This is a genomic window from uncultured Maribacter sp. (assembly GCF_947495965.1).
Taxonomy (GTDB): Bacteria; Bacteroidota; Bacteroidia; order Flavobacteriales; family Flavobacteriaceae; genus Maribacter_B.
The window spans coordinates 156126-174540 of sequence record NZ_CANMBB010000002.1 but is presented as its reverse complement, the minus strand read 5'-3'; the positions used below and the strand labels follow the sequence as shown (position 1 = coordinate 174540).

22 protein-coding genes are annotated in these 18415 nt (G+C 29.9%); 6 read left to right on the top strand and 16 right to left on the bottom strand.

The annotated features are described in order from the left end of the window. Positions 1 to 73: 73 nt before the first annotated feature. Entirely contained in the window at positions 74 to 1231 is a 1158-nt protein-coding gene (locus Q0820_RS05175; protein ID WP_298485761.1) for a VWA domain-containing protein, read from the bottom strand. 202 nt (positions 1232 to 1433) lie between these two features. Here Q0820_RS05175 and Q0820_RS05170 point away from each other — a divergent pair, with 202 nt between their 5' ends. The 6 genes from Q0820_RS05170 (at position 1434) to Q0820_RS05145 (ending at position 5267) form a co-directional block, all read left to right on the top strand. Continuing rightward, complete coding sequence (locus tag Q0820_RS05170) at positions 1434 to 1973, top strand: RNA polymerase sigma factor (protein WP_298485759.1); 540 nt, start codon at positions 1434 to 1436, stop codon at positions 1971 to 1973. Then, positions 1973 to 2521, top strand: coding sequence for a hypothetical protein (locus tag Q0820_RS05165; RefSeq protein ID WP_298485757.1), 549 nt, complete (start codon positions 1973 to 1975; stop codon positions 2519 to 2521). The genes Q0820_RS05170 and Q0820_RS05165 overlap by 1 nt, the downstream gene beginning before the upstream one ends. Positions 2522 to 2612: 91 nt before the next feature. Then, entirely contained in the window at positions 2613 to 3593 is a 981-nt protein-coding gene (locus tag Q0820_RS05160; RefSeq protein ID WP_298485755.1) for a hypothetical protein, read from the top strand. Positions 3594 to 3668: 75 nt separating this feature from the next. Continuing rightward, positions 3669 to 4331: a hypothetical protein gene (locus Q0820_RS05155; RefSeq protein ID WP_298485753.1), complete on the top strand. Its 663-nt coding sequence runs from the start codon at positions 3669 to 3671 to the stop codon at positions 4329 to 4331. Beyond that, complete coding sequence (locus Q0820_RS05150; protein ID WP_298485751.1) at positions 4331 to 4474, top strand: hypothetical protein; 144 nt, start codon at positions 4331 to 4333, stop codon at positions 4472 to 4474. Before Q0820_RS05155 ends, Q0820_RS05150 begins: the two co-directional genes overlap by 1 nt. A 40-nt stretch (positions 4475 to 4514) precedes the next feature. Further along, positions 4515 to 5267, top strand: coding sequence for a head GIN domain-containing protein (locus Q0820_RS05145; RefSeq protein WP_298485749.1), 753 nt, complete (start codon positions 4515 to 4517; stop codon positions 5265 to 5267). Positions 5268 to 5341: 74 nt separating this feature from the next. Here Q0820_RS05145 and hisIE read toward each other — a convergent pair whose 3' ends face one another. The 15 genes from hisIE to fabG all read right to left on the bottom strand — a co-directional run bounded on the left by hisIE (position 5342) and on the right by fabG (position 18343). Then, positions 5342 to 5941, bottom strand: coding sequence for a bifunctional phosphoribosyl-AMP cyclohydrolase/phosphoribosyl-ATP diphosphatase HisIE (gene hisIE / locus Q0820_RS05140; RefSeq protein ID WP_298485748.1), 600 nt, complete (start codon positions 5939 to 5941; stop codon positions 5342 to 5344). Positions 5942 to 5949: 8 nt separating this feature from the next. Next, entirely contained in the window at positions 5950 to 6531 is a 582-nt protein-coding gene (locus Q0820_RS05135; protein ID WP_298485746.1) for a GNAT family N-acetyltransferase, read from the bottom strand. Between the two features lie 3 nt (positions 6532 to 6534). Continuing rightward, positions 6535 to 7290: an imidazole glycerol phosphate synthase subunit HisF gene (hisF, locus tag Q0820_RS05130; protein ID WP_298485744.1), complete on the bottom strand. Its 756-nt coding sequence runs from the start codon at positions 7288 to 7290 to the stop codon at positions 6535 to 6537. 111 nt (positions 7291 to 7401) lie between these two features. Further along, positions 7402 to 8139, bottom strand: a complete 738-nt coding sequence (gene hisA / locus Q0820_RS05125) for a 1-(5-phosphoribosyl)-5-[(5-phosphoribosylamino)methylideneamino]imidazole-4-carboxamide isomerase (protein WP_298485743.1) — start codon at positions 8137 to 8139, stop codon at positions 7402 to 7404. 54 nt (positions 8140 to 8193) lie between these two features. Next, positions 8194 to 8538 carry a four helix bundle protein gene (locus tag Q0820_RS05120; protein WP_298485741.1) on the bottom strand — a complete coding sequence of 115 codons (345 nt, stop codon included), beginning with the start codon at positions 8536 to 8538 and terminating at the stop codon, positions 8194 to 8196. Positions 8539 to 8592: 54 nt separating this feature from the next. Then, positions 8593 to 9174, bottom strand: coding sequence for an imidazole glycerol phosphate synthase subunit HisH (gene hisH, locus Q0820_RS05115; protein WP_298485739.1), 582 nt, complete (start codon positions 9172 to 9174; stop codon positions 8593 to 8595). A gap of 82 nt (positions 9175 to 9256) precedes the next feature. Beyond that, positions 9257 to 10396: a bifunctional histidinol-phosphatase/imidazoleglycerol-phosphate dehydratase HisB gene (gene hisB, locus Q0820_RS05110; RefSeq protein WP_298485738.1), complete on the bottom strand. Its 1140-nt coding sequence runs from the start codon at positions 10394 to 10396 to the stop codon at positions 9257 to 9259. A gap of 1 nt (position 10397) precedes the next feature. Then, positions 10398 to 11438, bottom strand: coding sequence for a histidinol-phosphate transaminase (gene hisC / locus Q0820_RS05105; RefSeq protein WP_298485735.1), 1041 nt, complete (start codon positions 11436 to 11438; stop codon positions 10398 to 10400). Further along, entirely contained in the window at positions 11438 to 12721 is a 1284-nt protein-coding gene (gene hisD, locus Q0820_RS05100) for a histidinol dehydrogenase (RefSeq protein ID WP_298485733.1), read from the bottom strand. Before hisD ends, hisC begins: the two co-directional genes overlap by 1 nt. Next, entirely contained in the window at positions 12714 to 13160 is a 447-nt protein-coding gene (locus Q0820_RS05095) for a GNAT family N-acetyltransferase (protein WP_298485731.1), read from the bottom strand. The genes hisD and Q0820_RS05095 overlap by 8 nt, the downstream gene beginning before the upstream one ends. Positions 13161 to 13170: 10 nt before the next feature. Next, positions 13171 to 14028, bottom strand: a complete 858-nt coding sequence (gene hisG / locus Q0820_RS05090) for an ATP phosphoribosyltransferase (protein ID WP_298485730.1) — start codon at positions 14026 to 14028, stop codon at positions 13171 to 13173. Positions 14029 to 14274: 246 nt separating this feature from the next. Beyond that, entirely contained in the window at positions 14275 to 15090 is an 816-nt protein-coding gene (locus tag Q0820_RS05085) for a prohibitin family protein (RefSeq protein WP_298485727.1), read from the bottom strand. 10 nt (positions 15091 to 15100) lie between these two features. Then, the gene (locus Q0820_RS05080) at positions 15101 to 17128 is read right to left on the bottom strand and encodes a vWA domain-containing protein (RefSeq protein WP_298485725.1); all 2028 of its coding nucleotides are present in this window, start codon (positions 17126 to 17128) and stop codon (positions 15101 to 15103) included. Positions 17129 to 17266: 138 nt separating this feature from the next. Further along, on the bottom strand, positions 17267 to 17581 hold the full coding sequence (locus tag Q0820_RS05075; RefSeq protein ID WP_298485724.1) for a YbjQ family protein: 315 nt from the start codon (positions 17579 to 17581) through the stop codon (positions 17267 to 17269). A gap of 15 nt (positions 17582 to 17596) precedes the next feature. Then, on the bottom strand, positions 17597 to 18343 hold the full coding sequence (fabG, locus tag Q0820_RS05070) for a 3-oxoacyl-[acyl-carrier-protein] reductase (RefSeq protein WP_298485722.1): 747 nt from the start codon (positions 18341 to 18343) through the stop codon (positions 17597 to 17599). Positions 18344 to 18415 lie beyond the last annotated feature (72 nt).

Genomic DNA, 18415 nt, shown 5'->3' with positions numbered 1-18415 from the left:
TTTTATTATTTTAAACCGATTTCTACTTTACTAAATCTCAAAATTTATGAGGAATAAGCGCAGCCGAAGTAATCTATTTTAACCTCTTTCTTCTATTAGTTTCATAATCTTCAAAAATCATTTCCCCCAAACCTTTTAAACCCGTAAAAAATGCTTTCCCTTTATTAGCTGCTGTAAACAGTCTAATAAACTTCATTAAATAAGGGTCTTGGGCTATCATAAAAGTGGTAATTGGAATATGCAATTTTCTAGCTTGGCTAGCCATATTATAACATTTCTCTACAATATACTCATCAAGACCAACACTATTTTTATAATACGTGCCGTCTGGCATACGTAAACAACTTGGTTTACCATCTGTAATCATAAAAATTTGCTTATTGGTATTCCGCTTTCTTCGAAGCATATCCATGGCTAATTTTAAACCAGCTACTGTATTGGTATGGTAAGGCCCAACTTTTAAATAAGGTAAATCTTTAATAGGAATTGGCCAAGCATCATTACCAAATACAAGAATATCTAAAGTGTCTTTTGGATATCTTGTCGTAATAAGTTCTGCAAGTGCCATGGCTACTTTTTTAGCAGGTGTTATTCTATCTTCTCCATACAAAATCATACTATGGCTTATATCTATCATAAGCACTGTACTCATTTGCGCTTTATGCTCTGTATCCTCTACAACTAAATCTTCTTCATTTAAAGTAAAGTTTCCAATGCCATTATTTACTTGCGCATTTTTAATACTCTCGGTCATAGAGATATTATCTAAACCATCTCCATATTTATATGCTCTTAAATTTCCAGTATGCTCATCTCCACTTCCGGACTTTCCAGTTTTATGATTCCCAGAACCACTACGTTTTAATTTACCAAAAATTTGGTCTAACGCACGTTTTCTAATAATACGTTCCATTTTAGCAGTAATAGAAACTGTTCCTTTAGGATCTTCTGTACCTTCCCCATCATCATTTGGTTTTCCTCCTCCATCTTCAAATTCCTCGCGTATGTACCCTTTTTGTTTTAAGTCTTCAATAAAATCATCAATGGTATAGTCTTCATCTGTAAGTTGGTATTCTTTATCTAATTCTCGCAACCAATCTATAGCCTCATCAAAATCACCAGAGGTATGCGTTATAAGTTCCTGAAAAATATCAAACAACTTTTCAAAAGGGGTTTGATTTGGAGCTTCATAGTTTGAAAAACGAAATCCTTTTCTTGTTTGTAATCTCATCCTATAAAAATAACACATAAACAAATTATAAAATAGCTTTTAAGAAAACTTAACTATTTGTTTCGCAACTATTTTAAAAAAAAATATAAATAATAAAAATTAATTTTAATTTGATGCAACCTTTTACTTTTACAATTGTCTTTGTAATAAGAACGTAACTAAAATTTAAGAAAACAACCACCAAAGAAGCGTAATTACTTAATTGGAAACTATAGTCCAAAATACACACAAAGAGCTTGTTGAAAAAAGCAAGCTTGGCGATAGAAACTCACAATACAAATTGTACGAGTTATATGTAGATGCTATGTATTCTATAAGTATGCGTATGGTTGGCATTAAAGAAGATGCTGAAGATGTAGTACAAGACAGTTTTATAGATGCTTTTAAAAAAATTAACAGTTTTAAATACGAAAGTTCTTTTGGAGCATGGTTAAAAAGGATAGTAATTAATAAAAGTATTAATCATTTAAAAGTTAAGCGTATTTCCTTAACACCTATAGAGGATCATGAATACCATTTAAAAGAGGAAACTCCGGAACCTATAGAAAAAATAGATTTGATAAAAGTAAAACTAGGAATAGAAAAATTGCCGCAAGGTTATAAGCAAATAATATGTCTGTACTTAATTGAAGGTTATGATCATAATGAAATTGGAGAAATTTTAGAAATAAGTACCTCCACTTCTAAATCGCAATACCATAGAGCAAAAAAGAAATTAATTGAAATTATTAAAGGGTTATGATGGATAATTTTGAAAAACATATACGGGACAACAAAGACTTTTTTAATGATAAAAAGGCCGATAAAAATAAGTTGTGGGATGCTATATCTAAAGAATTAGATGCTACAGAACCTAAAAAAGTTATTCCGTTATGGAGGTCTACAGGTTTTAAAATAGCAGCTAGTATCATTTTAGTTTTAGGGCTCTTAACTATAACTGGCCCATTTTTATTACAACCAAATAACGCAAGTATAGAAACTAGTTATGCAAATAAAGAAGTATTAGATATAGAAATTCATTATAAAAGCTTGGTAGAGCACCAAGTAAAATTAGTGCAAGAACACCCCGCTTTATCTAACGAAGACAAAAAAGAATTTTTATCCTTTATGCAAGATTTAGATGATGAGTATGATGAACTAAAAATTGAAATGAAGAAAAATTTAGACAATGAGCGTATACTAGAAGCGCTTATTGGTAATTATAAAAAAAGAATTGAATTAATAGAGAATTTACTTAAACAAATAAATTCTTCAAAAAAAATAAACGAGGATTATGGTTATACATTATAAAAAACTATTGCTGTTCTTAATGGCTATTGTTTTAAACTTTAGCCTACATGCACAAAATAAAATTTCTAAAAAAATAGAAAAAACTTTTCCTATGACAAATTCAGGAAAGCTTTATCTAGAAAATAACTATGGAGATATTTCTGTTCAAGGATGGAACAAAGAGAGTCTCGTTATTAAAATGGAAATAGAAGTAACTCATAAAAAGAGTGAGAATGCAAAAAATCTTATTGATAGAATTGGTACTTCTATAAATGAAAATAAAGATTATATCATTTTTAAAACTGCAATAGCAGAAAAAAGTACAGGCTTTTTTGCAAAGTATTGGAATAAAGCCACTCCTTTTGATTATGATAAAAGTAACTTAAAAATTAACTATAAAGTATTCTTACCAAAAAATGCCGAATTAGATATTACGAACAAATTTGGAGATATTATTGTAGAAGATTGGACCGGGAAATTCAAAACAGATATACAACATGGCGATTTATGGTTAAATGGAAATTTAAATTTTGTAGATATAACCATGAAATATGGTAAAATTAAAGCCGAAACAATTAACTATGGTAATGTTCGTGTAAAAAATGGAAAATTTATTGTAGAAAACTCAGAAGATTTACGAGTTAATAGTTCTGGATCTACTCTTAATTTAGAAACCATTAATGCGCTAGAATTATACTCCAATAAAGATGAAATAAAAATTGATGTCGTAAATAAAATAAAAGGCTCTATGAAGTTTACTACCATAGACATTAATTCTTTAAAGAAAGAAACTAATCTTGATTTAAAAATAGCAGATTTAGTAATTAAAGAAATTATTACAACTAAGCCTTTTATAAAATTAAATCAAGAATCATCTGAAATTAACATTAATGTAGAAAACACTTCTTTAAAGTTTAATGCAACATTAGAAGAAGGACTATTAAGGTTACCAAAATCTTTTAATAATGTTACTTCAAATGTTATAGACAAAGGAGATAGAATTAGAAAAATTAATGCCACCTACGGGAAAGAACTATTGGGCAGTATTACTATTATAGGAAAAAAAGGATTAATCCAAATTAAAGATAATTAAAAAAATGTTCCTGTTATTGCAACAATTTTTATTAAAAAGTAGTCTACTTAATACAACAATTAAAAGCAACCAAAAATGAAAAATAATAATATAATAATGCTCTTAGCTTTGTTAGGATTTTGCCTAGTAAGCTACGCGCAAGACAATGGAGATTATATAGAATTTAACGACCGTAAAAATGTAGTTCATGGTGTTTATCTAGGTGTTTCCATGCATCTTGGCGAAATGGACAATAAAGATACTTTTTTGCCAAGTTTTAAAGTGGCTTATGTTGCGAATAGGAAAGTAGAAGTTGGTTTTGTAGCAACATTCTTTTATTCTCAGCAAAACTATTTTAATGAAATAGAAGGCATAAATGAAGATATTATTGGTGCCTATGGTGGTTTACATATAGAACCTATACTTTTTAGTAAATCTACTGTAAACTTGTCATTTCCTTTATTAATTGGTGGTGGTGGACTTGGTGTTTTTGATTCCGATTTTGATTTCGAAAATAATGATTTAGAAGATGACGAATTAAGAGAATCTGATGGTTTCTTTGTTATAGAACCAGGTGTTAATCTTTTATTTAATGTATCTAGATATTTACAATTAGAAGCAGGAGTTAAATATCGAATTTCAAGTAAAACAAGGTTAGAACCAGCAACTTTAGATCGTATAAATGGTTTTTCTGCTGGTGTTGGTATAAAAGTTGGGGTTTTTAATATGGGGAGAAATCGCTACAAAAAGAAACCGTAATGTTTAAAAATAGAAAAAGAAAGGCTATAAAAACACAAGCTGTGTTTGTGAAAAACAACCAAGTGTTTTTTAAAAAAAGTTCAACTAATAAAAACTATTCAGAAGAATGGTTACCAGTTGTGCTACAATGGACAACAGTTTAAATTAAAAATATTCATCAATAATCAATCAAAATTAACAATCATGAAAATCAATCAAAATCAATCAATTACAAAAGTTATTTTTTTAAAATTAATAATTGCGTTAGCAGTTGCAACAACTCTATTCTCTTGTGAAGATAATTTTATTAGGGCCTCTGGAGATATAGAAACTAGAGAATATTCTTTTTCAGAGTTTAATTCTATTGAAGTTTCTAATGATTTTAATGTTTATGTACATTTTACAGAAGGGGAAGAATCTGTGGAGATTGAAGCAAATAGTAATGTCTTTAAAGCTATACGAATAGACCAAGAAGGAAGTAATTTAAAAATTAGACTTAAAAATTTTGTAGTCATAAAAGGTAAAGAAACATTAAATGTTTATATATCTGCAAAGAACATTACAAATTATAAAGTTTCTACAGATGCCAAAATTGAGTTAGAAGATGCATTAATATCTAATAATGTTTTTATTGAAGCTTTTGCCAATGGTTCTTTTAAAGGAGAAATTGATGTTGAGAATATTGAAGTAAAACTATCTGCAGATTCTAAAGTAGATGTATTTGGTTCTGCAACTAAACTAAAAGCTAAATTAACCGCAGATTCTGAATTAAGAAATTATGATTTAGAAGTAGAAGATTTAAATATAAATCTTCTAGCAGATTCTAGAGCTTACTTATCCGTTTCTAATACAATAGATGTAGTAGCCAAAGCAAATAGTAGGCTATACTATAAAGGAGATGCAAAAATTACACATGAAAAAGTAAACAGTGGTTCTAAGCTTATACATAAAGACTAAAGCTTTATATACGAACAAAAAGAGCCTTTTGATCTTAGGAAGATCAAAAGGCTCTTTTTATATTTATAGGAAAACTATTTTTCTCTTCCTTTTAAAACTTTTTCAATATCTTTTAAAGTAAAACCTTTGGCTTGCAAAAGCATTAAATAGTGAAAAAGTAAATCTGCGCTTTCATTTAAGAATAGATCATCATTATCATCTTTAGCCTCAATAACAACTTCTACAGCTTCCTCTCCTACTTTTTGAGCTAGCTTGTTTATACCTTTTTCAAAAAGAGAAGCAACATAAGATTTTGTACTGTCTGATGATATTCTTCTTTGTTCTATTGTTTTTTCCAATTTAGATATAAACCCAAAGCTAGAATCATTTTCTTCATTCCAACATGTATCTGTACCTGTATGGCATGTTGGCCCTACTGGGTTTACTTTAATTAATAAAGAATCGTTGTCACAATCGTTTTTAATAGAAACTAAATTTAAGAAATTTCCACTTTCTTCACCTTTAGTCCATAATCGCTGTTTACTTCTACTAAAAAAAGTAACCTTGTTAGTTTCTATAGTCTTATCATATGCTTCTTGGTTTAAATACCCTAGCATAAGCACATTTTTAGTAGTAGCATCTTGTATAATTGCTGGTACTAAACCATCCTTATTTTTATCGAAATCTATTTTCATTACTTCTATTAATTTAATCGTAGTAAACTTATAGGAAAGCCTAATGTTTTTTCCTCTCTTATTATTTTAAAACCAAATTTTTGATACAGTTTTATATTATACTCAGATACTGTATCTAAAACTACAGGTTTTTTATTTCTTTTATATTGACTCATTACTCGTAACACCATCCTTGCCGCAGAACCACTACCATAAGCTTCTTTTAAAGCTCCCATAATAACTGGTTTTATATGTGCTTCTTTTGGATAAAAATCTTTAATTATTTTTTGCCTTTTTAACACATTAAATAAATTCTTAAAACCAATACAACGAAAAAGTAATTTTATATCTAAACCTATAGTTTTTAAGGTAATTTTTTCTTTTTCGGAAAAAGATAGTAAAAGACATGCATTTTTATTCTGAGATAAATATACCTCGCCAAAAAGCATTGATTTTTCGAATAAATATCCCATTAGTGCTTTCATTCTATCAATTCTATCCTCTCCATTTTCCACAATAAAGTTAATAGAATTATCCTCTTCCAAATCTTTAAAAGCCGAAACTAATATACTAACTACTAAATCTTTATCCTTTTCTGTTGCTTTAATCAAAACTTATAATCTTACTGGTATTCCTTCTTTTTTTAATTGACGCTTTAAATCTATAATTTCAATTTCTTTAAAATGAAAAACACTTGCAGCTAAAGCTGCATCTGCCTTACCCTTTACAAATGTATCTGTAAAATGTTGTATGGATCCTGCGCCTCCAGAGGCAATTATAGGAATATTTAACTCTGTAGACAATTTATTTAATGCCTCATTTGCAAATCCGTCTTTAGTACCATCATTATTCATAGAAGTAAAAAGTATTTCTCCAGCCCCTCTTTCTTCTACTTCTTTTGCCCAATCAAACAAATTTAACTCCGTAGGAACCTTACCTCCAACTAAATGTACAAACCACTCGCCGTCAATCTTTTTTGCATCTATAGCTACCACTATACATTGAGAGCCAAACTTAGCAACTAAATCATTAATTAATTGTGGATTTTTAACCGCAGAAGAATTTATAGAAACTTTGTCTGCACCGTTTTGCAAAAGTATATCTACATCTTCAACTGAGGATATTCCACCACCAACTGTAAATGGGATATTTACTTTCTCTGCAACATGGTAGACTAATTCTGCTAATGTTTTTCTACGCTCTTCAGTTGCAGAAATATCTAAAAACACCAATTCATCTGCTCCAGAAGCTGCATAAATTTCTGCAAGTTCTACAGGATCACCTGCATCTCTTAAATCAACAAAATTTACACCTTTAACAGTTCTACCATTTTTTATATCTAGACAAGGGATAATTCTTTTAGTAAGCATTTATTTAAAGTAATTAGTAGTTTGCGAGCTAAATACGTAATACTACATATAGATTATTATTCTTTTAAATTGTTTTGCAATGACTTGTTCATTTTTTAGGATAGATACTAATTACTCAGCACTATTATTTAATATAAAACCTTCTAATTGTTTTAGACTAATTCTATTTTCATAAATAGCTTTACCAATTATGGTTCCTTCACAACCTATTTCAGCAAGTTTTGGTAATTCATCAAAGGTAGAAATACCACCGCTTGCTATAAGCTTTAAACCAGATTCTGATTGCTCTATTATTTTTTGATATAAAGCAAAAGAAGGACCTTGTAACATGCCATCTTTACTAATATCGGTACAAATAACATAGCTTACTCCTTCTTTTTGGTAGCCTTGAATAAAAGGAACTAACTCCTCTTTAGATTCTTCTAACCAACCAGATACAGCAACTTTTTCATCCATAGCATCTGCACCAAGGATAATCTTTTCTGCTCCAAAATTAGAAATCCATTTGGTAAAAGTTTCTCTATCTTTTACTGCAATACTGCCCCCTGTTATTTGATTAGCACCACTTTCAAAAGCAATACGTAAATCATCATCTGTCTTTAAACCACCGCCAAAATCAATTTTTAAACTGGTTTTACTAGCAATTTGCTCAAGTATTTTATGATTTACAATATGTTTAGATTTTGCACCATCTAGGTCTACCAAATGTAAATGAGTTATTCCATGATCTTCAAACTCTTTAGCTACTTCTAATGGATTCTCATTGTAAATTTTCTTGGTATCATAATCTCCTTTAGATAGCCTTACACATTGTCCTTCTATTATATCTATTGCTGGTATTATTCTCATTTTTTTCTAGTAAATAGTACTAAGTAAGCAGTACTAATCATTAAATATTTTTCTCTATTCTTTATTCAAACTTCTTTGTAATGAAAAATTCATTTTTTTAACTTCAATACATATATCTAATATTGGCTTTATTTTATTTTCCGAGCATAATTTTAATCTTTGCACTAGTAATATTTGAGTTTCTAATTCGGTTGTTGAACCATTAACGATACTTAAAAAATGAGCAAACTGTTTGTTTGAATTTCTTCCAGCTCCTTCTGCAATATTGGAAGGAATACTAATAGAACATCGTTTAATCTGTGAAGTTAATCCATATATTTCATCTGCTGGCATATCTTTCATTAACTCTACGAGATCCATTGCCTTTTGCCAAATTTTTAAATCCTCATATTTATTCATACATCAACTATAACACAAAGCTACTATATACTATTTACTTAGTACTTAATACAATTAAATGCTTAAAAAATTCTCTAATATTTGTTCTCCTACTTTGCTACTTTTTTCTGGGTGAAATTGTGTACCATAAAAATTATTTTTTTGCAAAGCAGCACTATAATTAATTCCATAGCCAGAAGTTGCAATTGTTTCATCACATATGGGAGCATAAAAACTATGCACTAGGTATATGTGCGCATTATCTTTTATATTAGAAAATAAAGGGGATTTTAAATCAGAAATTTCGTTCCACCCAATTTGTGGAACTTTTACTTCATTATTAAATTTTATAACATCAACATCAAAAATCCCTAACCCTTTTGTACTTCCTTCTTCAGAAGTATTACACATTAGTTGCATTCCTAAGCAAATACCTAAAACTGGTTGCTTTAAATTTGGTACAAGCGTATCTAACCCACTATCTCTAAGTTTAGCCATAGCACTACTTGCCTCTCCTACTCCTGGAAAAATAACTTTATCGGCAGCTTTTATTTCTTCTACATTATCTGTTAAAACAGCTTCATACCCTAAACGCTTTATCGCAAATTTGATACTCTGAATATTCCCCGCTCCGTAATTTATAATTACTATTTTCATTGTTTATTTAATATTAAGTAACTAGTACTAAGTCTATCATAAAAAACTTATTACTCTTTACTTTGAACTAAGTACTGGTATGCTAAAGCATACCTTTTGTACTTGGCAAAAACATTTTATTTACATCTCTTTTTACAGCCATTTTCATTGCTTTAGCAAAAGCTTTAAAAATACCTTCTATTTTATGGTGCTCGTTATCCCCTTCTGCCTTAATGTTTAAATTACATTTTGCTCCATCAGAAAATGATTTAAATAAATGCAAAAACATTTCGGTTGGCATATCTCCAATTTTTTCACGTTTAAAATCGGCATCCCAAACTAACCAAGGTCTTCCTCCAAAATCTACCGCAACTTGCGCAAGGCAATCATCCATTGGCAAACAGAACCCGTAACGTTCTATTCCTAATTTGTTTCCTAAAGCTTTTGCGAATAATTCCCCTAAAGCAATCATTGTATCTTCTATAGTATGATGCTCATCGACATGTAAATCACCATCTACTTTTACTGTTAAATCCATAGCGCCATGACGGCCAATTTGGTCTAACATATGATCAAAGAAATCTAATCCAGTAGAGATGTTATTTTTTCCTGAACCATCTAGGTTTAACTTAATATAAATCTTAGTTTCATTGGTGTCGCGTGTAATTTCTGCAACTCTGTCTTCTAACTTTAAGAACTTATATATTTTTTCCCAGTCTGTAGATGTTAACACAATAGCATCTAAAATAGTTTGCGTATTAGCCTCTATCTCATCTGCGCCTAATTCTGGGTCTTCTGATAAAAATATTCCTTTTGCCCCTAAATTCTTTGCCAATTCCATATCAGTAATACGGTCTCCTAACACAAAAGAATTTTCTAAATCGTATTCTTCTTTATTAAAATACTTGGTAAGTAAACCTGTTCTTGGCTTACGTGTTTCAGCATTTTCATGAGGAAAAGTTTTATCTATAAACACTTGTTCAAAAACAACGCCTTCTTTTTCAAAAGCAGAAATAATTTTATTCTGTGCTGGCCAAAATGTATCTTCAGGAAAAGAATCGGTTCCTAAACCATCTTGATTAGTAACCATAACTAGTTCATAATCCAATTCAGAAGCTATTTTAGCCATGTATTGAAATACTTTAGGATAATATTCTAATTTCTCTAAACTATCTAATTGATAATCTACAGGAGGCTCTAAAACCAATGTGCCATCACGATCTATAAAAAGTACTTTTTTCATTTTATACTAATTCTTTTAAAGCTTTTATTAAAGCATTATTTTCTTGGGTTGTTCCTATGGTAAAGCGCAAAGTATTCTCACACAAAGCCTGTGTAGTTCTATTACGAACAACAATACCTTTTTCTAATAATTGATTGTATATTTTTGTAGCATCATCCACCTTTACAAGCACAAAATTTGCGTTTGTAGCATATATTTCTTTTACATAAAATATATCTTGCAGCGCACGTATTAAAGCATCTCTTTCTTTAAGAATATTTTGCACTTCTGTAGCTACCGATTTTTTATCAATAACACGTTCTAATGCTTTTTTCTGCGTTAATTCATTTACATTATATGGTGGTTTAATCTTATTTAAAACCGCTATTATTTCTTTAGATGCTATACAAATACCTAAACGTATACCAGCCATACCATAGGCTTTAGATAATGTTTGTGTTATTATTAAATTTGGATAATTTGCTAATTCTCTAACCCAACTTTCATCTTCAGAAAAATCTATATAAGCTTCGTCTATAACTACTAAACCTTTAAAATTAGTTAATAATTCTGAAATCTTACTTTTTGAAATAGTATTCCCAGTTGGATTGTTTGGCGAACAAATAAAAAGAATTTTTGTAGTCTCGGTTATTGTATTTAATATTGCTTCAACATCTGGCTGAAATTCTTTTGTTAATAGAACTTCTTTATTCTCTATAGCATTAATATTACATAAAACCTTATACATACCATATGTAGGAGGCAAACTAATAATAGCATCTACATTTGGTTCACAAAAAGCTCTAAATAGTAAGTCTAAAACTTCGTCGCTACCGTTTCCTAGAAGTATATTTTCTGATGCAATACCTCTTTGTTCTGCTAATACTGTTTTTAAGCTTCTTTGTTGTGGATCTGGATATCTATTTACACCATTATTGTAAGGGTTTTCATTAGCGTCTAAAAAGACCATTGTAGAGCCATCAGACACATATTCATCTCTAGCAGATGAATATGGCTGTAACCCCTTAATATTTTCTCTAATTATAGTATCTAAACTAAACATTATTCTAAACTTTTTAAACGTAACGTAACTGCATTTTTATGTGCTTGTAGGCCTTCTGCTTCTGCCATAAGTTCTATAGCTCTACCTATTTCTTGTATGCCTTTTGGTGTAATTTTTTGGAAAGTCATACTCTTCATAAAACTATCTAAATTTACTCCACTATATTGTTTTGCATAACCGTTTGTTGGTAAAGTATGGTTGGTCCCAGATGCATAATCTCCAGCACTTTCTGGCGTATAATTTCCTATAAATACAGAACCTGCATTTTTTATTTGAGAAATAAAAAGAGCTTCATTAGCAACACACAAAATATAGTGTTCTGGTCCGTACTCATTTATTAGATCTATTGCAATTTGCTCATTCTTTACATAGATAAGTTTACTGTTTGCAATAGCTTGTTTTGCAATTTCTTTTCTAGGTAAAACATTAAGCTGTTCTGCAACTTCTTTTTCTACAGCATCTATCATACTTTTTGATGTAGAAACTAAGATTACTTGACTATCTACCCCATGTTCTGCCTGACTCAACAAATCGGAAGCAACAAAGGAAGCATTAGCAGTATCGTCTGCCATTACTAAAAGTTCACTAGGGCCTGCAGGCATATCTATTGCAACACCATATTTAGTTGCTATTTGCTTTGCTACCGTTACAAATTGATTTCCAGGTCCAAATATTTTATAAACTTCTGGAATAGTTTCTGTCCCAAATGTCATTCCCGCAATTGCTTGTATACCACCAACCTTAAATATTTTAGTTACTCCGCAAAGGTTTGCTGTATAAAGTATAGCCGGGTTTATATTGCCTTCTTTGTCTGGAGGTGTACATAACACAATCTCCTCGCAACCAGCAATATTAGCAGGTACTGCAAGCATTAAAATTGTTGAAAATAATGGTGCTGTCCCTCCAGGAATATATAAACCAACTTTTTGAATAGGACGTTTTTCTTGCCAACATTGTACGCCGTTAGCAGTTTCTACGGAGACTTTAGCAGTTTTTTGAGCGGCATGAAAAACTTCAATATTAGTCTTTGCTAGTTGAATAGCTTTTTTTAAATCTTCAGAAATAAGAGAACCTGCAGCATTAATTTCATCTTTAGAAACTATGTTAGAGGAAAGTGCTACACCATCAAATTTTTTAGTGTATTTAGTTAAAATACTATCACCACCTTCTTGTACTTCTTTAAAAATACTATTTACTGTGTCTTCTATATCTGCAACCGTTTGCGTTGGTCGCATAAGAATAGCTTTCCAGTCTTCCTTATTTGGATTATAAATTTTATTCATTATTTCTATCAAAAACGTTTCTCATGTGGTAGCCTTCTGGAACATATCCTTGTTCTTCCCAAAATTGTACTCCTCTAGTATTTTTTACATAGCAATTAATCTCAGAGCTATTACAATTATTTTCTTTTGCATACTCATAAATCCAATCTAACATTAATTTGCCTACACCTCTACTTCTATATTCTTTGGAAATAAAAACATTATCTGGTTCTATATGTTTTCCTATATAAAACTTATTTAAAATCCAAAAACCACATATACCAATTAACTTTTCTACATCATACACACCAATGCACTGAAAACCAATTTTCTTCATCTCAGTTAAGCGCTCTTCAAGAATTTTTCTTTCTATCTTTCCTTCATTAAGAGTAGCAACTAAAGGTAAAATTGTGTATAATTCTTCTTGTGGTATTAAGAAAATTTTTAACTCATTTTCCATAGCCAAAATTTTATAATACCATTTTCTCTATTGGGCAAACAAGTAAACCTTCTGCCCCTGCTTGCTTTAACTCATCTATAACTTCCCAAAACTTGTGCTTATTAATAACAGTATGTACGGAGCTCCAACCTTCTTCTGCTAATGGTAACACAGTAGGACTTCGCATACCTGGTAATAAAGAAATTATTTTATCCAATTTATCGTTTGGAGCATTTAAAAGAACATATTTAGATTGTCTAGCCGTTAATACTGCATTAATTCTAAATTGTAATTTTTTAAGTATCTCTTTACGCTCTTCAGATATTTTTGGAGAAACAGCTAAAACTGCTTCACTTTTTAGCATTATTTCTACTTCTTTTAAACCATTTTTAAATAAAGTACTACCACTAGAAACAATATCACAAATACCATCCGCTAGACCAATATTAGGTGCAATTTCTACAGAACCATTAATAATGTGTATATCTGCAGCTACTCCTTTTTCTTTTAAATATTGTTTTACTGTATTAGGGTAAGATGTAGCAATACGTTTACCATTAAAATCTTTTACAGAAGAATATTCTACTTCTTTTGGGACAGCTAAAGACACTTTGCATTTAGAAAACCCTAGTCTTACATCAAAACCAATACCTTCTCCTTTTTCTATTAAAACATTCTCTCCAATAATAGCTATATCTACAACACCATCTTTTAAATATTGCGGAATATCACCATTTCTTAAATAAAAAACTTCCATAGGAAAATTACGGGCAGATGCTTTTAATTGATCTTTACCATTGTCTATAGATATACCACAGTTTTTAAGTATTTCTATAGAGTCTTCATTTAATCTTCCAGATTTCTGAATTGCAATTCTAATTTTTGTCATTCCTTTTATTATTTTGTTTGGAAATCAAATTGGTTTAAAAATAAAACCCGCTTGATTTCTCAAACGGGTTATATATATTTATTTTACACAATACATTATCACCTCGCTTGATAGCCAGTATGAAAATGATGATGTGTAGTTTTGTTTCTCATTACTTTGTAAATGTAAAATATATTTTAATTGCATAAAAGCAAAAACTGTTTTTTTAACAACTATTAATGTTTTAATAAAAAAAATAACAGTTCTTTAGTTATTCCCTAATATTAGTGGCAAACCAGAATCACCACTACCAACTACAATTACTTTTGCATTTGGAGATTCTGATAATTTAATAGTGGCATCTATACCTTTATCTTGTAATATTTTATCTGTTAAAGATGCACTTAAAATACGGTTTGCATCTGCTTTACCTTGCGCTTCAATAGTAACTTTTTCAGCTTCTTTTTTAGCAGTTACTAGTCTAAACTCATATTCTAAAGATTCTTGCTCTTGTTTTAACTTACGCTCAATAGCCTCTTTTATTGTTGGTGGCAATGTTACATCGCGCACTAAAATTTCATTTAATTGTATGTATTGTCCATCTACAATTTTCTTAGTTTCCTCATAAATTTCTTGTTGTATAGCATCTCTCTTACTAGAGTATAATTGTTCTGGTGTATACCTTCCAACTACACTACGAGCTGCAGAACGTATGGTTGGTAATAAAACACGCTGTACATAATCTGCCCCTTTTTCTTGGTGCAATTTTCCTAAAAACTCCATTTTTGGTTGAAACCATGCAGAAGCATCTAACTTAATTTCTAGACCATTAGAAGATAAAACTTGCATTTTTTCAAAAACTTCTTGCTGTCTTACCTCATAAACATATACTTTATTCCAAGGTGCAACAATATGAAAACCCTCTCCCATTGCCGGTTCATCAGTAACAACACCGCCACCAAAAGTTTTATACAATACTCCTGCCTCTCCTGAACCAATAGTTACTGCTGATTTTGAAATTAATATTGCCAATAAAACCAATACAAATACTACTGGCACTGCTATTTTAGGTAATTTATCCATAGTTATTTATTTACATTAAACCTTTATACTTTCTTATAAACCACTCTAAAGTAAGAGCTCCTATTATTAAGCCTAAAAGAATTCTAAAGTAAACCAAAGGTACAATATTTTCAGTCCTCTTTTGTACTGGTACAAATGCTTTATTAGACAACAAAGTATTTTCTAATTCCGAAACTTGATTTGGAAATAAGAGTTTTCCATTGCTATCATATGCTAAAGACTGTAGTTTTATATAATTAGAAGACAAAAACTGTTGTTCTACATTAAAGTTTTTAATAGAAAAACTTCCTTTTTTTGAATAGTTTTTATCTTTGACTGATACAGTAAAGGTATAATCACTAGGTTGCAAATTAGAAACATCTACTTCAAAAAAGTCTTGTTTTAAAAGCATTGGAATTTCTATTTTTTTCTCTTTATTTTTATTTTGAATCGTAACAAGGATTGTTGCATTAGAGTCAAAAGTGAAAGACTCATCAAAATAGGTTGCTGTAATTTTAGAATTATTATTTCCTTGATATACTGGTTTGTAATCTACATTTAGTCGATCCTTATTTTTTGAACTAGTTAAATAGATTATTATTTTCCCTATAAAATCATCAAAATTTTTGAACTCTTTAGAATTTCTATATTCCTGTACTCTCCATTTCCAAATATTCTCACCAAACCAGAAAACTTCTTTTGTTACATTATTATCTAAAACTACACATAGAGGATTGTCTATGTCTACACCCTTTACCACCATTTTTAATAATGACTCCGAGTTATCATTAAAAATAATAGGTCCTGCATTCGTCTCTAAAGGTGGATAATCTATGGATTTAAAATCGGATATATCAAATTTTGAAAAAGTCTGATTCATTTTAGGAATCACCTCTTGTATTGGATAATTATCTTGAACTTTTATATTCTTTTGAATAGCATTTAAAAAACTCCAATCGGTTTTTACTCCCGTTACAGTAAGACTATTTACTTGTTTTTGTTTGATGTAATTATAAATTGAAGAAAAAGAACTATTTGGTTGATAAAGTATAAACAAATCTATCTTTCCTAGTTCTGAAAGGCTTGTTGTTGGTTTTAAAATAAAAACTTCTCTTTGCTTATTTGTTTCAATAGACTTTTTTAAAGTACCAATATCTGGATGTAATATAGAAGATACTATTCCTATTTTTGTAGTTTCATCTATTACTTCTATAAATGAAATTTTACGGTTATTAACTACATTTTTTTCCTTCTCTAGGGCTTCTATATGTACCTCAATAGATTTTACCCCTACGCTTAAAGCCTTTAAATTCGTAGCAATAGTTTTAGAAGAATTATTTTTAGAAAAAGAAATTTTTTCTTGATATTCTTTTTTCCCATCTACACTAATTGTAATAGTTTTATTTACTTGTGATGTACCGTCATAGTTTACAAGTACTTCAATAGGAAATTGATTATTTAAAAAAGAGTACGGATTACTATTAATTTGTTCTATTCTAATATCATTATATTTAGTTGTGTCTCCTATACAAATTGGAAAAATTGTAATATCCTTTTTTAATTTTAAATGTTCGTAATCTTGTCCTATAGTTTGGTTACCATCTGTGAGTAGTACTACAGCAGAATTTGTTCTAGCATAAATATTTTCTGTAGTTAATAAAGCTTTTGAAATATTAGTGTTTTGCTCTAAAAATGATAATGAGTCTAATGTGCTAAATTCTTTTCCAAAAGCATATTTATGAATAGTAAACTTATCTTTTAAAGCCTTATTTGTAGTTAACTTTTCTAAAAGACTTTTAACAAGAGTTTCTTCTTTTTTTATTGAAGAGGAGTTGTCAACTAAAAATATCAGATTTGTTTTTACTATCTCATAATTGTTCTTAACAAACTTTGGGTTTATAAGAAGTAACAAAATACCAAAAATGGAAATAAAACGTAAAAAGGAAAGCACAATAGTTGTCTTTCCTTTTATTTTTCTTTTGTAATAATATTGAAATAGCACTAGAAACAATGCTACCACTGCAGCTAAAATAATAAATAGTACTGTTTTAGTTTGCATGTATTAATTATCTCTCTTCTCAAAATTTTCTTTCTTCTTATCTTCTATCCTTTTAAATATTAAATAAATTATTATGGCAAAAAAACTACCATAAATTAAAATCATTAAAAAAACAGGAAATAATTCCATAAGATGTAATTACTTAAGTTTTACAGCAGTACCATAAGCAAGCATTTCTGCTGCACCTTGCATAACTTGAGATGTAGTAAAACGAACATTAACAACAGCATCTGCACCTAAACGTTGTGCATCATCTAACATACGTTTAATTGCTTGTTCTCTAGCATCTGCTAATAATTTTGTGTATTCTGATATTTCACCACCAACAATATTTTTTAATCCTGCAAAAATATCTCTTCCTATATTTCTTGCTCTAACAGTACTTCCTCTAACTGTTCCTAATGCAGATTCTATTTCTTTACCACCAACGGTTTCTGTAGTTACGTATATCATAATAAATATTTTAATTTATGTAAGCATTCCGCCATCTACATTAAGTACTTGGCCGGTAACATATGCAGATAAATCCGATGCAAAAAACAAACAAGCATTGGCTATATCCTCTGTAGAACCTCCTCTTTTTAAAGGAATACCATCTCGCCAACCTTGCACTACTTTTTCATCTAATTTAGCAGTCATTTCAGTTTCTATAAAACCAGGTGCTATGGCATTACATCGTATATTTCTAGAACCCAATTCTAAGGCTATAGACTTTGTAAAGCCAATCATTCCTGCTTTAGAAGCGGCATAATTTGCTTGACCGGCATTTCCTTTTACTCCTACAACACTACTCATATTCACAATAGAACCTTTACGTTGTTTAAGCATAGTACGCTGTACTGCCTTTGTCATATTAAAAACAGATTTAAGGTTTATTTCAATAACTTTATCAAAATCATCCTCAGCCATTCTCATTAGTAAATTATCTTTTGTAATACCTGCATTATTAATTAATACATCTATACCTCCAAAATCTTCCAAAACTTTAGCTACTAACTCCTCAGAATCACTAAAACTTCCTGCATTACTTTTATATGCTTTTGCTTTTATTCCTTTTTCTGATAATTCTTTTTCTAATGCCAAAGCAGGAGCTTCGCTAGAACTATATGTAAATGCCACGTTCGCACCATTTTCTGCAAACACCTGTGCTATCCCCGTTCCTATTCCTCTACTTGCACCTGTGATTATCACATTTTTTCCTTCTAATAATTTCATACTAGCTTAATTTGTTATTTTTTGGTTAGCAAAACAAATATACCAATTAAAAATACTCTTCATAAATTATAA